Below are 16263 nucleotides of genomic sequence, written 5' to 3'. Positions count from 1 at the left end.
CCATTAAACATAATGAGATTATAATGAGCCAAGATGCAAACAAACCCAAAATAAGAGAGGCAGTTGCCCTGAGTTTTGACGGTAAAACGGCCCCGAAAGTGACCGCGTCAGGTAAAGATTTAGTGGCAGATGAAATTATTGCACTGGCAAAAGAAGCTGGGGTCCATATCCATGAAGACCCGAACCTGAGTGAGTTTTTACAACTGCTAGAGATTGGTGAGGCTGTACCCAAAGAGCTTTATTTACTCATTGCTGAGCTTATTGCTTTTGTTTACATGTTGGATGGTAAATTCCCTGAGCAGTGGAATAATTTACATCAAAAAATTGTCGCTAAAGCTTAATCTCAACCGCATTTAAAATGTCCAAGCTACCCCACAACAGTGTTGCATGGTAGAATGCTCGTTTACATTTCTTCGAGCCATACCATTAATTTCCATGACCGATAATCAATTTAGTTTTCACTTTGTCGCTAATTCCGGCGCAGAAAAACGTGCCATCAGTTACGCCAGCACCATATACAACTTATTTGATACGGTTTTATCAAACAAGCAGCCTGCAGATCGTGTCATCGGACAATATTTTAAAGAACATAAAAAGCATGGTTCGAAAGATAGACGGGTGATCCGAGAAAGCTTGTTCGGCTTATTTCGTTGGTGGGGCTGGATACAACACATAGGTAACTACCAATCTCCGGCAACGTTTTTACAGATGTTGACTATAGCTGCACAATTAGAAAGTCATACATGGCATGACATTCGTGCTGCATGGCTTGAATTCAGTGACATTAGCAACAATGCTGAAATCAATATAAATATGCTATTGGCGCAAAGCCAAACTCAAGATAATGATGATGTGACATCCAAACTGGCTCAATTTCATTCCATTTCGTCATTAACAAATGTCACAATTGACCAGCTTCTGCCAGACTGGTTCTGGCTGCACTGTCAAGTTGCCCCTACAGATAAGCAATCATTTATCCAAGCCATGACCAGCAGACCACCAATATGGGCAAGAGCGCAAAATCGATCTACTCAAGAGGTTATTGCTCGCCTCAAGCAAGCTGATATTGAAGCAACACCAAGTAAATACTTCTCTGACACTCTTAACTTGGGTTACAACAGTATCAATTTGAACCAAGTTGCCGCTTACACATCCGGAGAGATAGAAATTCAAGACCTTGCCTCACAAGTTATTGGTCAAACTTGTCATCCACAAGCGAATAGCCTTTGGTGGGATGCTTGTTCTGGTGCAGGAGGGAAAAGCTTACAGTTATATTCATTAATGCAGCAAGCCGGTGCTGAAGGCCGAATTGTCGCATCGGATATTCGCCGACATGCTTTAACTGAATTGCAAAAGCGTGCAAAACGTGCCGGATTTAAAAGAATTGAGGTAGCGCCTTGGCAAGGTGACGTGCTGCCCGTGGCATCTAACTATTTTGATGGCGTATTAGTTGATGCTCCCTGTAGCTGCACAGGCACATGGCGACGAAATCCTGATATGCGCTGGATTGATGAGGTTAATGCCATAAGCGACAAACCAGCACTGCAACTTGCTATTTTGTCCCGCAGCGCAGCGGCTGTAAAACCTTTAGGCGAGTTAGTGTATGCTACCTGTTCTTTAGCAAGCGTTGAAAATGAAGGAGTTGTGAATGCATTTTTGCAAGCCAACCCACATTTTGAGCTGGAGACTATCACCCATCCTTTTACGCAAACCCAACATTCAATGCTAACGGTTTGGCCGCAGCAAGCTAACAGTGATGGTATGTTCGTTGCCAAAATGCGTCGGGTAAAATAACCGTCCCAGTTCAAACTCGACAAAACAAAACGCCATCAACAAGATATTGTTGATGGCGTTTTGTTGATTAACTGAATGACTATTTTTTATGTAGCCTTAATAATAATTCAGCTTCCGCTTTAGGTAATTCACACTCTTGCATTAGCTCGTCAATGCCTGCTCCTAGCGCAACCATTTTTACCGCACGAGAGTAGAGTTTAGCTTGCGGATCTTGCTGACTAGCCTCATTCAGTATTTCAGATTGCTTAGCCATTTTCTTTTCTAACTCAACAACTTTACGTCCCATTCCTATGGTGCCACTTCGCAGCTCGTTGAGTTCGCGTTTTACCGCTTCACGCTGACGATCACTTTCTTTTACCAAAACAGTTAAGGCATCTACTTTATTTTTTAATTTACTCGATTGTTTTTGTAAATAAAGCACTAAACCTAAACAAGCAATGACGTACACCAAGGCCGCTATTAAAAATTCATCACCCATTTTAAACTCTCAAACACATAACAAAAAGCCAGCATACTGAATGAGCTGGCGCTTTGTCACTGAAAAATATTTTAAAGTTGAGTTAATTCAACCCACTCATCATCTGAAAGTAGTTTATCAAGATCAACTAAAATGAGTAATTCATTATCTCGATTACTTACACCTTGAATAAACTTAGCACTTTCTTCTGTGCCGACATTGGGAGCATTATCAATTTCTGAACGACGAAGGTAAACCACCTCCGCAACGCTATCGACCAAAATACCTATCACTTGCTTTTCTGCTTCAATAATGACTATTCGAGTAGAATCATCAACATCTGCTGACATAAGACCAAATCGTGAACGGGTATCAATAACTGTTACCACGTTACCACGTAGGTTAATAATCCCGAGTACATAGCTTGGTGCACCAGGTACAGGGGCTATTTCTGTGTAGCGCAAGACTTCTTGCACTTGCATCACATTAATGCCATAGGTTTCATTATCTAATTTAAATGTAACCCACTGTAGTACTGCATCGTCTTTACCTGCAGCAACAGCTGCTACACTTCTAGAATCGCTCATAGTTAACCTCGGTCAATCGAATCCTGACAACCTAAACCTGCATCAAGCATTTTGATTAACGCTTGTACATGTAATATGCCACACATTTGTTGTTTTACGACACCAGCAAGCCATGGGCGCTTACCGGATTTTTCACGCCAATTGACGTGTGATTTATCAATTTTTACAGCGTTGACTAATGACTCACAAGCCAATCCCCATCGACTATCTTCTAGCATCACTAAGTACTGATAATCAATCGACTCCGCGAGTTGTGGTGTATATTTTTCTGGCATAACCCAAGCACCAGTATCTACCACATTAATCTTTTCTTCTCTGTGAGTTTGTACCCCTAAAAACCATTTTGGACGACCAATTAAATGGCTAATTCGTTCTACCTTGACTATTCCCCCTAAACTGACAAGAGGAACGGCTAGTGTTAACCCCGCCACCTTAAAAAACAGCACTTGAAACTCATTATCCAGCACTTGCTGTAAGTCATGGGTGATACTTGGCGGTGTTGCCCCTAATTGGGTCTGTAGTGCTAACGTATCTGAATCATCGACATCTGGCTTATGATCAATAATAGCTTTTTTTATTGAATTTGGCGCTGTTTCGGATAATTTTTTATCGGCTAACGAATTGATTTCTTTATTAGCTTGAGTTGTTTTATGAGTGTTAACAATATCAACTGCTGTTTGTTTAGGCGCTTCATTTGCTTTGCCTATGATTGCTTGACGAACTTTATTTGCACTAGCTTTGATTTCATCAACCGAAATTGAGTTTTTGACAGCATCAATCTTTGCTTCAACCTTTGCTTCAACTTGCGTTTGAGGTTCTGGATCGGACACCGCAGATAGCAGTTTTGTTAATGCCGCTTTATCAATGCTTGTAGTCGGCTCAGCGAACCTTCTTGTTTCATTAGGTCGAGCATCCACTTGAGGTGCGACAAGGTGTTCTGTTGATTTTTTCGATATGACTGCTGATTTAGTGCTAGTGACTGGCTTGATTAGCTCATGTTCAGCAAGCGAAGGCCTGGCGTTGGTTTGAGGTACATCTTTTTGCTCAATGAGCTTTTCAGTAGGCTCACTCAGTAATAATGTAAAATAATCAAAAACAGTTTCATCAACCGATTTTGACATGAGCAAACTCCCGCGCTAATAAATAATCAAGTAACACATTATAGGCTTTAACACCTCGACTGGCTGCAGAATAATGTGACGCGGGCAAATGTGCTAAACTGGCATCTCGAAACTTAGTATCCACAGGAATAACGTTGGGCCATAAATGTTTACTATATTTCTCTTGTAAATAGGCCAGCGCAATCGGCGAAGCTTTGGTGCGCTTGTCATACATGGTGGGAATAATGCTATAACTATATTGCGTTTTTTTAGACCTCCCCATCAACTCCATGGTCTTAATCATTCTATCTAAGCCTTTAATGGCTAAAAATTCGGTTTGGACAGGAATAATAATATGCTGACTGGCTGCCAAAGCATTGACCATTAACACACCTAAAACGGGCGGGCAATCTATAATAGCAACATCATATTTGCCCTCTAAAAAAGCAATAAGATTTCGTAATACTAACCCCATCCCCTCTTGATGTCCCAATGCACGATCTAGAGTAGCAAGTGCCATGGTTGCTGGCAGTAAATCTAAACCTTCAATTTGAGTAGGTAAAATATATTGCTGGATAAATTCAGCGTTTAGTGCTTTATGATTAACAAAAACATCATACAATGACCCCGGAACCTCTTCAGAATCAATGCCTAAATAATAACCGAGTGAAGCGTGCGGATCGGTATCGATCATCAAGACTCGTTTGCCTCGTTTAACCAAAGCACCCGCAAGACTGGCAACACTGGTTGTTTTACCCACGCCACCTTTTTGATTTGCGACAGTCCAGACTTTCAAATATATATCCCTCGCCTAAGTTTAATCCATTAACGGTTTCTTTGACTCAGTCTCATCTAACTCTCGAGTAGTCACCCTAATACCACCGTTGGGTAAACTAATCACTTTCACACCATCTTCATTTTCTGAAATAATGACATCAGATTGTGGTGAAACCATGTTATTGGTTTGCTGATTAACAGCCTGTGTTGGACTTGATTTATCGGGTTGAGCATTAGGTCCCAACAGCACACTTTTTGTGTTTGTCGAACTATTTTTATCTGAGGCAAATTCAATAATGGCATCAGTTTGATCAGGGTGTTGTTTTAACCAGTTGGCAATGTCTTCAGCTTGTTCATCTGGTACCATCAGTAACACTTGAGTGCTTTCTAAACGGGCAACTTCGGCTTCTAGTTTGGTATTTTTACGTAAGGTTTCAAAGTACAGTCCAGCCAAAAAAATAACGGCAATGGTTAATAAAAACAACATCAAATTAGGCATTACACTACCTTTATTTTGATGATGTAGATACCCATTAGCCATGATGCGTCTCTTTCAATATCGCTTCTGCCATATTATCTAAACTAATCGAATGGCTTGCTAACCCAGCGGCTGCAATGGCTTGCGGCATGCCATAAACCACACAACTTGCTTCATCTTGAGCCCAAATGTTGGCCCCAGCATTTTTTAACATACGAGCGCCTTCTCTACCGTCTGCGCCCATTCCCGTCAGTACCACAGCAAGAATATCCCCTCCAAAAGCTTTTGAGGCCGATGCAAAAGTGATATCAACACAAGGCTTATAATTCATATCAACGTTACCGGCAATCACTTTCAGTCGCCCTGTTCCTGCCGTCTTTTCCACTAAGAGTTGCATTCCTCCTGGCGCTAAGTATGCACAACCTGGTTTTAATTGATCACCATTCTCGGCCTCTTTAACACTGATCTTGCACAAACTATTTAAACGCGCAGCAAACGCTGGTGTGAATGCAGCAGGCATATGCTGTATCAGTAAAATGGGATGAGGGTAATTACTTGGAAATTGCGTCAACACTTTCTGCAATGCCACAGGGCCACCTGTAGAGGTGCCTATCAGTAACAACTTATAACTTTTGCCACTAGGACGAATTGAAGAAACTGAAGAACTCACAACAGGCTTAGTACGTGGGTCGGTCATACCTGACGATAGAGCTCTGCTTGACAATGGTGAAGTTGATCTAGGTTCAAGTTGTCGAGCTGAAGCTAAACTTGCCGTTCCCGTCGTGGACAAACTTGCACGACTTGAGATACTACTGTGACTGGAACTCACCGAAGGTATCCGGCTTATAGGGCGGTAAAGGCGACGTCGTCCCAAGGTCTTGATACGCTGTTGCAATAAAGATATCGCGTCTTCTTTGTTAGTTGCGATATCTTCAAAGCGCTTGGGTAAAAAATCTAACGCGCCGGCCTCTAATGCGTCCAAAGTAGCTTTAGCACCATCATGGGTTAATGATGAAAACATTAAAATGGGAATTGGATTCGAGGCCATAATTTCACGGACGGCGGTAATGCCATCCATGACAGGCATTTCAATATCCATCGTAATGACTTGAGGATTCAACTCAGCGGCCATTTTCACCGCTTCTTGCCCATTAACAGCAACCGCAACAACTTCGAGATCAGGATCTTGATTAACAATTTCACTGACCCGACGTCGAAAAAAGCTTGAATCATCAACTACGAGTACTTTTATAGCCATTTCATTCCTTAAATAATGGAACTTTATTTTTTATTTTTGGCGTAATGTTTTAATAAACCAGGAACATCTAAAATTAACGCGATGCCACCATCAGAGGTAATAGTTGCACCAGCCATGCCCGGCGTGCCTTGAAGCATACTACCCAATGGCTTAATAACCACCTCTTCTTGACCAATTAGGGCGTCAACAACAAAGCCTATTTGCATGGTGCCCAGTTGTACAATCACAACATGACCATGTTTTTTATCACCATGTTTAAACTTAGTTTTGTTACGATGTAACCAATGCTCTAAGTAAAATAATGGTACGGCTTTATCACGAACAATAACCGTTAATTGACCATCAACAATATTGGTTTTGGTTAAATCAAGATGGAAGATTTCATTTACGCTTGAAAGCGGCAAAGCAAACACTTGTTTAGACACATCAACCATTAAGGTTGGCATAATCGCTAACGTAAGTGGCACTTTAATTTCTAAGACAGTGCCCTTTCCAAGCATTGAATCAATATGAACCGTGCCGTTAAGTTGAGTGATGCGGGTTTTAACCACATCCATACCAACACCACGTCCAGAAATATCTGAAATTTCAACTTTAGTAGAAAAGCCCGGTGCAAAAATTAAATTATATGCTTCATTATCTGTCATTCTTGCAGCGGCGTCTTCATCAAGCACCCCGCGGCTGATCGCAATCTGTTTTAACTTGTTAGGGTCCATGCCTGCGCCATCATCTTCAATTTTCAATAAGATGTGATCGCCTTCTTGGCTGGCCGATAATGTGATGGTACCAGTGCGTGGCTTACCGTTTGCTTCACGCGTGATGGGCATTTCGATGCCATGATCAACGGAGTTTCTGACTAAGTGAACTAAAGGGTCTGCTAATGCCTCGACTAAGTTCTTATCCAAATCGGTCTCTTCACCAATTAGAATGAGATCAATTTCTTTGTTTAAGGTCCGTGCGAGATCTCGAACAACTCTAGGAAAGCGACCAAATACCTTTTTAATTGGCTGCATTCGAGTTTTCATTACTGCACCCTGAAGATCTGCAGTTACTAAATCAAGGTTAGCTAAAGCTTTAGACATTTCTTCGTCTTCACGAGTTACGCCTAAACTGACTAATCGGTTGCGAACTAACACAAGTTCACCAACCATATTCATGATTTGATCTAAACGTGAGGTATCAACCCGCACCGTTGTCTCACCTTGCGGCACTGATGGCGCAGCTTTTGCTGGCGCTTTATCTTTCATCACCTCAGGCTCTTTAGCCGCAGGAGCAGGTTTAGCTTTAACAGCCGGGGCAACATTAACCGTTTTGGCAGCAACAGGTTGACTTACTTTATCTGTTACGGCTGCCTCGATAGTGGATGATTCTACAGATTTTGTTGGCGCAGCACCTTTACCGTGCAACTCATCAAGCAATCTTTCAAATTCATCATCTGTAATATCATCTGAATCAACTAATTGCTTAGGCTCTTCGATTACAGCAGGAGCTGGATTAACACCTGGTGCTTTAAATGAACCTGAGCCATGAAGCTCATCTAACAGCGCTTCAAATTCATCGTCGGTTATCTCGTCACTGTTTGTGGCTGCACTGGTTGTTGGCGGGGGAGCGACTTGCTCGTTTGTTGACTGAACGACACTTGAGCTAGTCGGGCTTTTGCCTTGCCCATGTAGTGCGTCTAATAAGGCTTCAAATTCGGATTCATCAATTTCATCAATCGATGCAGATGCTGGACTATCTTCAATCACCTCAGGCTCTGATGTTGTAGAGATTTCTTCTACGAGCTCAACAACTGACTCTTCGGTCACTTCTTCATAGGTTTCACCCAACTCTGATGGCAGCGGAGCACCTGAACTCAGCAACTTCAATTTATCAAGCAATTCAGGATCGGCAGGATCTTGTTGTTCACCTTGCTGAGTTTGTGCAAACATCGTGTTAATGGCATCAACGGCTTGCAGGATAATATCCATCAGCTCCGCATTGACACTTCGTTTAGCTGTTCTTAACAAATCAAAGGTGTTTTCGGCTTCATGACATACATCTACCATTGGTGTCAGACTTAAAAAGCCAGCACCGCCTTTAACGGTATGAAAGCCACGAAAAATCGCATTTAATAAATCGCTGTCATCAGGATTATTTTCAAGAGCGACAAGTTGCTCTTGTAGAAGCTCTAAAATCTCACCAGCTTCAATTAAAAAGTCCTGGAGTATCTCTTCATCAACATCAAATGACATTAAATTGACTCCTAATTAGAAACCCAGACTAGATAGCAGATCGTCGACTTCATCTTGGCCAGCCACTACATCATCACGCAGTTCGGCATTCATAATGGGGCCTTCTGCTTCTATCTTATTATCTTTTGCAACAGTTTCCGATAACGGTTGGTCGCCAAATACCGTCAACATAGAAACAAGATTACTTTCAACTTCACGAACCAAATCAATCACTCGACGGATCATTTGCCCCGTTAAATCTTGGAAATCTTGTGCCATAAGAATTTCATTGAGTAATTGTCGCAATCGATTCGAGTCATGCTCACTGTGCGACATAAATTGCTGAACATCGTAGCAAAGCGTCTTAAATTCGCTGAGCTCAATGTCTCTTTTCATCAATTTATCCCACATAGGTGTAACTGACTGTATATTACTGATTATTGTATCGGCCAAAGGTAGACATTCTTCAACTGCATCCATTGTTTTATTTGCAGCTTGTTCAGTCATATCAATAACGTAGTTTAATCTTTCTTTAGCGTCCGGTATTTCAGTCGTCGCCAATTCAGTTAAACGGTTATCCAATTGGAAGTCTTGCAGAGCATTGTGAAGTTGGCGAGTTAATTTACCCACTTCTTCAAATAATTCTCGCTGTAATGGTGTAGCGAGCTCTCTAACGACTTCATCAGCTTTTTCTTGCTCTCCCGCACTAAGCAGTTCAACAAGTTGCTGGGCCTGTTCGAGAGAGATTAATCCCGATGTTGATGCCGGCATAACTTATCCTTGCTTAAGCGAGACGTTCAAAAATCTTGTCTAACTTCTCTTTTAGGGTAGCTGCAGTAAAAGGTTTGACAACATAACCGTTTACACCAGCTTGCGCCGCAGCAATAATCTGCTCACGTTTAGCTTCAGCAGTTACCATTAACACGGGTAAATGCTTTAATGAATCGTCAGCTCTTATGGCTTTTAATAAGTCGATGCCTTGCATACCTGGCATGTTCCAATCTGTTACAACAAAGTCAAAATCGCCTTTTTGCAACATAGGTAGGGCTGTTGAGCCATCGTCTGCTTCTTGGGTATTGTTAAAGCCCAAGTCTCGCAACAAGTTCTTGATGATACGTCTCATTGTTGAAAAATCGTCAACAATGAGAATCTTCATATTCTTGTCCAAGGTTTCCTCCGGTGAGCTGATACTCTAGTGCTCTAATTAATAATTATTGTTGTGTCCAATGCTTGAGCTTGCCTTTCAATCTGAGCATAGCCTGACTTAATATCTGGCTAACCCTCGATTCGCTGACATCAAGAACTGCACCAATTTCTTTTAAGTTTAATGCTTCGTCATAATACAACGAAAGCACTAATGCATCTCTTTCTGGCAATGTTTTAATTGCTTCAACCATTGCGGATTGGAATTGAGTCTCAGCTAAAGATTCAAATGTTTCGTCTGGTGTATCACCTTCCGTGACTAGCACATCTTGAGAAACGCCTAAATCTTCTATGCCTATGATTTTCCCAACAGAAACATCATTTAAAATATGATGGTACTCATTGAGCGACATATCAAGTTTTTCTGCAATTTCTGTATCACGGGCATCTCGGCCAAGCTCTTGCTCTAACTCATCAATCACTTGTGCAACTCGACGATGATTACGATGTACTGATCGAGGCACCCAATCACCACGGCGTATTTCATCAATCATAGCACCTCGGATGCGGATGCCTGCAAAGGTTTCAAATTTTGCTCCTTTGCTGCCGTCAAATTTTGACGATGCCTCCAATAAACCAATCATGCCTGACTGCAACAAGTCATCGAGTTGCACCGATGCAGGCAATCGAGCCAGCATATGATGGGCAATTCTCTTTACCAGCGGAGCATACTGTTCAACAACGGATGTTTTATTATCGAACTGAGTATACGCTGCGGCTTTATTCACTCGCTCTACCCTCTTGTGTTTCTTTACGTTGCACTAGGCGCTCAACAAAAAACTCAAGGTGTCCACCAGGCTGCTGTGGAACCGGCCAACTCATAATTTTATTTGCTAATCCATGGTAAGCGATGGCGGAAGGCGATTTAGGAAAAGCTTCCACTACCAATTTTTGCTTACGTACTGATTTTCTTAAATTTTCATCAAATGGCACTGTTGCAACAAGTTCAAGTGCAACATCAAGAAATCTGTCAGTCACTTTACTGAGTTTAGCAAACAATTCCATACCTTCGCGCAAACTTCGCACCATATTTGCAACTATTTTGAAGTGGAACACCCCATGCTCACGACTTAAGATTTTTATCAGTGCATATGCGTCAGTTATTGAGGTGGGTTCATCACACACCACAATCAAGACATCTTGCGATGCGCGTGAAAAACTTAACACCATATCAGAGATACCTGCAGCGGTATCAACAATTAAAATGTCAAATTGAGTGCGCATTTCACTGAAGGCTCGAATTAAGCCAGCATGTTGAGCTTGCGTTAACTCAACCATTGCTTGTGTGCCAGATGTGGCAGGCACAATACCAATACCTTTAGGGCCGCGAACAATAATGTCGTCTAATTCTGCATCACCAGATAACACGTGAGATAAATTTTTCTCAGCGCGAATACCTAGCATGACATCAACGTTAGCTAGGCCTAAGTCGGCATCTAACACCAACACTCGCTTACCTTTTTCTGCTAACGCTACGGCAGTGTTTATCGACACACTGGTTTTACCGACCCCGCCTTTACCACCGGATACGGCAATTACTTTAACTTTTTCGTTATTAGGTTGATTCATCATACGTAAACCACTTGCTTGATCACGGGTCATATTATTACTCGAATGCATAAGCCATATCATTGGACCATGCCGCTGCGTCTTGAGACATTGGTTGTTCGGTTTCATTTAAAGCGGCTAACGCTTGCTTAGCCAAAGCTAAGGTATCTGCGACTTTCATGTCTTCTGGAACACGTTGGCCATCAGTAACATAGCTTAATGGTAACTCATTTTGAATCAGAACGCTCAGCGCTCCTGCAATCGATACTGATTCATCTAATTTTGTTAAAATCGCACCGGATAATGGGATGCGTTTAAAATGTTCAACAGCATCTTGTAAAACGCGACGCTGGCCAGTTGCCGACATCACTAAATAACTACGAATAGGAATTCGACTATTTGCCGTTAAATTATCAAGTTGTTGATATAAGCGCATATCACGCTGCCCCATACCGGCGGTATCAATTAACACGAGTTTACGATTTCTAAACTGGTATAAAATTTGTTCAAGTTCTGCAAGATCATGTGCTTGCTTAACGGGGCACCCCATTATTTTGCCATAAGTTGCTAATTGCTCATAGGCTCCAATGCGATAATGATCGGTAGTAATTAACGCAACCTGCTCTGCGCCATGATGAGCGGCAAAGCGGGCGGCAATTTTAGCTAACGATGTTGTTTTACCAACACCTGTTGGCCCCACAAACGCCACCACGCCGCCGCGTTTTACGATATCGTCACCTTGATTATCAAGTAAATTGGCTAAACTTTGCGGCAACGAACGCACTAAATCTGCTGGTGTATAATGTTGACTTAACCCTGCTAACTTAGCTGCTACTGGCGCAGAAAACTCTGCTGCAAGTAATTTACTTTCAAGCATAGCACCCACAGGGTCTTTGCGTTTTTTTTGGTCATTCATCAAAGATGATACTTGGTGAGTGAGTAAGCTGCGTAACGATGCCATTTCCTCACGTAACTCATTAATTTCAGCTGATTGTGCTTTATTACTTTTTACAGGCTTATCAAATACAGCTTGCTGGAATTGAGGTTTTGGTGTTTTACCTTCTTTAGCCCCTTGGAGTTGGCGAGCCCACTCTGGTAAATCGGGCTCATCAGATTGAGGCTGTAACTGTTGGCTCAAGCGGCTTTGTTGTTTTTCTAATAGTGCTTGTAAAGAATCAGCAACCGGTGGTGGGCTAACTTTGGTTTGCGCTTTAATGGTTGAACTTGATGCAAGCGATACCCTGTCTTCACTGATGTCCATAAAGCCCGGTGCTGGCGTTTTCATGGCGACATTAACTTTAGGTTCGTCGTAATCCACTGCCGCGACAATTTCAATGCCCCCTGCCACTTTTTTATTCGACATAATGACAGCGTCAGAACCTAGGGTCTCTTTAACTTGCGCTAACGCTGCGCGCATGTCTTTGGCAAAAAATCGTTTAATTTTCACTTAACCCACCTCTTAATTCAGACGTTATCACTATTGACCTACCGCTGAAACAATTCGAATTTGTTTTTCATCAGGGATTTCTTGATAAGAAATCACCCGTAAATTTGGAATAGTGTACTTAACAAATCGTGACAAGGTTGAACGGAGCATGCCTGATGTCAATAAAATGGCTGGCTGACCGACCATTTCTTGCTTCTGTGCAGCATCTAATAACGACTGCTGCATACGTTCTGCAAGGCCTGGTTCAATATTCGGTCCTTCTCCCCCTGTCGCCTGCATTGATTTATGCAACATCTGTTCCAACTCTGGAGCCAAAGTAATGACAGGGATTTCTAACTCAGGACCTGATATTTCTTGTACGATCATACGCTTTAAGGCGATACGAACTGCGGCGGTCAATACCTCGGTGTCATTACTCTTAGTACCATACTCCAACAAGGTTTGCACAATCGTACGTAAATCGCGTACAGATACCCCTTCATTAAGTAAATTCTGCATCACTTTCACTACATTACCGAGTGACATAACATCAGGAATAAAGCCATCAACTAACTTAGGCGATTGTTTGGATAACATATCCATTAACTGCTGAACTTCCTCATAACCTAATAGCTTGGCAGCATTATTAGTTAACAACTGACTAATATGCGTCGCAACAACGGTTGCAGTATCAACGACGGTATAACCAAGTGTTTGAGCATGTTCGCGTTGCTCAGGCACTATCCAAACCGCTTCTAAACCAAAGGCAGGATCACGAGTTTGTATACCATCAAGTTTGCCATACACTTGCCCTGGATTGATAGCCAACTCGCAGTCATGCCTTACTTCAGCCTCGCCAACCACAACCCCCATTAAATGGATCCGATAGGCATTTGGCGATAGGTCTAGATTGTCACGAATATGCACTGCTGGCACTAAAAAACCGAGCTCCTGTGACAATTTCTTACGAACGCCTTTAATTCTGCTCAGTAATTCACCACCTTGACCTTTATCAACCAAAGGAATCAGGCGATAACCAACCTCTAAACCGATAGTGTCAACATGACGCACATCGTCCCAGCTTAACTCTTTAGGTTCTTTATCTTTAACTTCACTTGGCCCTTTGGTTGCTAGCTCTAAGGCTTGAGCCTTTTTATCGTTAATCCGCTTGTGAACAAAATAAGCCGCACCTGCAGTAATGATGGCAAAAGAAAGAAATGCAAAGTGAGGCATACCAGGCACAATACCCATTACAAATAATAAGCCAGCCGCAATAGTTAAGGATTTGGGGTTGTCAAACATTTGGCTAATCATCATCTGGCCCATATCACCAGACTCATTCTGACGAGTCACCATTAACGCCGCTGCAATAGATAAGAGTAAGCCAGGTATTTGAGCAACTAAACCATCACCAATTGTCAGTAAAGTATAGATTTCAACCGCACTAGAAAAGTCTAATCCATGCTGCACCATACCAATCACAAAGCCGCCCAGGATGTTGATAACAAGAATCATGATCCCAGCAATCGCATCCCCTTTTACAAATTTAGAGGCACCATCCATCGCGCCGTAAAAGTCTGCTTCACGGGTAACTTCTTCACGACGAATTTTGGCTTGCTCCTGATTTAAGATACCGGCATTTAAGTCAGCATCAATAGCCATTTGTTTACCAGGCATGGCATCCAAGGTGAAACGGGCACTCACTTCTGAAATACGTCCTGCACCTTTGGTTACTACAGCAAAGTTAATGATAATAAGAATTAAAAATACCACTAAACCAACCGCGTAATTACCGCCTATCACCACAGAGCCAAAGGCTTCAATCACCTTACCTGCGGCATCACCACCATTGTGACCTTCAAGTAAAACCACCCGAGTTGAGGCTACGTTTAATGCTAATCTAAGTAAAGTTGCAACCAGAAGTACGGTTGGAAATGCCGCAAAATCAAGTGGTCTATCGGTATAAATCGCGACCAACAATACGACTAACGCTAAAGCTATATTGAATGAGAACAAGATATCGAGCAGAAATGCAGGAATAGGCAACACTACCATGCCTAGCGCAGCTAACACTAAAAGTGGAGTTCCAATACCTTTGAAAGATGAGGGTCTTATTTGTTTAAATTGCCCAAATGCTGCTTTAACATCCATTAGCGAAAGCCTTTTACTTGTAAATTATTTGACGCGTTAACAAGCACAAAGCAAAAACTAAGCCAATAACCGATAGCTAGGGAATTAAACGACTAATAGTTAGATTGATTGAACGAATTTTAATCCATTAAATCATTAATGCTTTAAGTCATCCGGAATGGGTTGATTTAGCGGGATAGGTGTGGGTCTGCGTCCTCTACCTTTTTGATATTGTTTTAACTGAAATACATAGGCTAATACCTGAGCCACTGCGGTAAATAAACCCTCAGGTATTTGCTGATCAATTTTAGTAGTATGGTAAATGGCGCGAGCTAAAGGGGGAGCAGAAACAATAGCAACGTTATGTTCTCGGGCAATTTCACGAATTTTAAAAGCAACATCATCTACGCCTTTGGCTAATAAAAAAGGCGCGGATGAACGAGTCACATCATATTTGACTGCAACCGCATAATGCTCAGGGTTAACCACAATCACATCAGCATTCGGCACTTCAGCCATCATACGTCTTTGTGCCATTTCACGCTGCATTTGCCTGACGCGACCTTTGACTTCGGGTTGCCCTTCACTGTCTTTGTACTCGTCTTTGATTTCTTGTTTGGTCATTTTTAATTGTTTATTGTGATTCCAAATTTGAAATGGCACATCAATAATAACAATCACCAGCATTGAGCAGCACAGTAAAATAAACATCCACACTAACAGCTCTAAAGCGTGATAAACATTACCCGGAAGGTGATCAGTGGATAACATTAAAATGTCATAAAAATAAAAACTTAAAAGTAAATACGCAGAAAATGCAACCACAGAAAACTTCGCAATACCCTTGGTTAATTCAACTAAAGCTTGAGTACCAAACATGCGTTTAAAGCCATTAATCGGGTTCATTTTACTGCCTTTAGGCATGAAGGCTTTTACTGAAAATGACAAGCCGCCTAAGGCGACATTGCCAATAAATGACACTAAAGCTAATAAGGCAATAAAACTGATTAAGGGTCCAACTAACTCGGTACCCACCACGCCCCATACACGAAACATGGAGTTAGTATCAAAAATTTGGTCTCGCTCCATGGTAAATAGTTGCGACATGATGGCATGCAAGCTTCTGGCGATTGAGGGCCCAGTCATGGCAAACCCCACTGCTGCGGAAATTAATACAGCTGCAGTGCCCAACTCTTTAGATCGTGCGACCTGACCTTTTTCTCGCGCCTGTTCTAGACGCCTCGCGGTGGGGGCTTCTGTGCGTTCTTGGCTGCTATCATTATCTGCCATTC

Annotated in this window: 16 protein-coding genes; 2 read left to right on the top strand and 14 right to left on the bottom strand. The window is 42.1% G+C overall.

Going from position 1 to position 16263, the window contains the following annotated elements; translation table 11 throughout:
• The first annotated feature begins 23 nt into the window (after nucleotides 1–23).
• Complete coding sequence (locus HBH39_RS05425; RefSeq protein ID WP_167676308.1) at nucleotides 24–341, top strand: EscU/YscU/HrcU family type III secretion system export apparatus switch protein; 318 nt, start codon at nucleotides 24–26, stop codon at nucleotides 339–341.
• 94 nt (nucleotides 342–435) lie between these two features.
• Nucleotides 436–1794 (top strand): RsmB/NOP family class I SAM-dependent RNA methyltransferase, encoded by a 1359-nt coding sequence (locus HBH39_RS05420; protein WP_208764185.1) that lies wholly within the window; start codon nucleotides 436–438, stop codon nucleotides 1792–1794.
• A gap of 79 nt (nucleotides 1795–1873) precedes the next feature.
• Here the strand turns inward: HBH39_RS05420 and HBH39_RS05415 are convergent, their stop codons facing one another.
• From HBH39_RS05415 to flhB, 14 genes are all read right to left on the bottom strand, one after another.
• Entirely contained in the window at nucleotides 1874–2272 is a 399-nt protein-coding gene (locus HBH39_RS05415; RefSeq protein WP_167676304.1) for a DUF2802 domain-containing protein, read from the bottom strand.
• Between the two features lie 71 nt (nucleotides 2273–2343).
• Nucleotides 2344–2838: a chemotaxis protein CheW gene (locus HBH39_RS05410; protein WP_167676302.1), complete on the bottom strand. Its 495-nt coding sequence runs from the start codon at nucleotides 2836–2838 to the stop codon at nucleotides 2344–2346.
• Nucleotides 2839–2840: 2 nt separating this feature from the next.
• A complete protein-coding gene (locus HBH39_RS05405) occupies nucleotides 2841–3959 on the bottom strand; it encodes a chemotaxis protein CheW (protein WP_167676300.1) in 1119 nt (372 codons plus the stop codon).
• The gene (locus tag HBH39_RS05400; protein WP_167676298.1) at nucleotides 3943–4734 is read right to left on the bottom strand and encodes a ParA family protein; all 792 of its coding nucleotides are present in this window, start codon (nucleotides 4732–4734) and stop codon (nucleotides 3943–3945) included. The genes HBH39_RS05405 and HBH39_RS05400 overlap by 17 nt, the downstream gene beginning before the upstream one ends.
• 21 nt (nucleotides 4735–4755) lie before the next feature.
• Nucleotides 4756–5256 (bottom strand): membrane anchored protein in chemotaxis locus, encoded by a 501-nt coding sequence (locus HBH39_RS05395; RefSeq protein ID WP_244325750.1) that lies wholly within the window; start codon nucleotides 5254–5256, stop codon nucleotides 4756–4758.
• A complete protein-coding gene (locus HBH39_RS05390; RefSeq protein ID WP_167676296.1) occupies nucleotides 5249–6451 on the bottom strand; it encodes a protein-glutamate methylesterase/protein-glutamine glutaminase in 1203 nt (400 codons plus the stop codon). Before HBH39_RS05390 ends, HBH39_RS05395 begins: the two co-directional genes overlap by 8 nt.
• A gap of 23 nt (nucleotides 6452–6474) precedes the next feature.
• Nucleotides 6475–8685 carry a chemotaxis protein CheA gene (locus tag HBH39_RS05385; protein WP_167676294.1) on the bottom strand — a complete coding sequence of 737 codons (2211 nt, stop codon included), beginning with the start codon at nucleotides 8683–8685 and terminating at the stop codon, nucleotides 6475–6477.
• Between the two features lie 15 nt (nucleotides 8686–8700).
• Nucleotides 8701–9435 carry a protein phosphatase CheZ gene (locus HBH39_RS05380; RefSeq protein WP_167676292.1) on the bottom strand — a complete coding sequence of 245 codons (735 nt, stop codon included), beginning with the start codon at nucleotides 9433–9435 and terminating at the stop codon, nucleotides 8701–8703.
• 13 nt (nucleotides 9436–9448) lie between these two features.
• Nucleotides 9449–9832 (bottom strand): chemotaxis response regulator CheY, encoded by a 384-nt coding sequence (cheY, locus tag HBH39_RS05375; protein ID WP_007649667.1) that lies wholly within the window; start codon nucleotides 9830–9832, stop codon nucleotides 9449–9451.
• 43 nt (nucleotides 9833–9875) lie between these two features.
• Entirely contained in the window at nucleotides 9876–10595 is a 720-nt protein-coding gene (locus HBH39_RS05370; RefSeq protein WP_167676290.1) for an RNA polymerase sigma factor FliA, read from the bottom strand.
• Nucleotides 10588–11469 carry a MinD/ParA family protein gene (locus tag HBH39_RS05365; RefSeq protein WP_167679978.1) on the bottom strand — a complete coding sequence of 294 codons (882 nt, stop codon included), beginning with the start codon at nucleotides 11467–11469 and terminating at the stop codon, nucleotides 10588–10590. The genes HBH39_RS05370 and HBH39_RS05365 overlap by 8 nt, the downstream gene beginning before the upstream one ends.
• Nucleotides 11470–11473: 4 nt before the next feature.
• Nucleotides 11474–12862, bottom strand: coding sequence for a flagellar biosynthesis protein FlhF (gene flhF / locus HBH39_RS05360; protein ID WP_167676288.1), 1389 nt, complete (start codon nucleotides 12860–12862; stop codon nucleotides 11474–11476).
• Nucleotides 12863–12892: 30 nt separating this feature from the next.
• On the bottom strand, nucleotides 12893–14992 hold the full coding sequence (gene flhA / locus HBH39_RS05355) for a flagellar biosynthesis protein FlhA (RefSeq protein WP_167676286.1): 2100 nt from the start codon (nucleotides 14990–14992) through the stop codon (nucleotides 12893–12895).
• Between the two features lie 135 nt (nucleotides 14993–15127).
• Nucleotides 15128–16261: a flagellar biosynthesis protein FlhB gene (gene flhB, locus HBH39_RS05350; protein WP_167676284.1), complete on the bottom strand. Its 1134-nt coding sequence runs from the start codon at nucleotides 16259–16261 to the stop codon at nucleotides 15128–15130.
• Between the last annotated feature and the right edge of the window lie 2 nt (nucleotides 16262–16263).

Source organism: Shewanella aestuarii, from assembly GCF_011765625.1.
GTDB lineage: Bacteria > Pseudomonadota > Gammaproteobacteria > Enterobacterales > Shewanellaceae > Shewanella > Shewanella aestuarii_A.
This window is presented reverse-complemented; position numbering and strand designations above follow the sequence as displayed.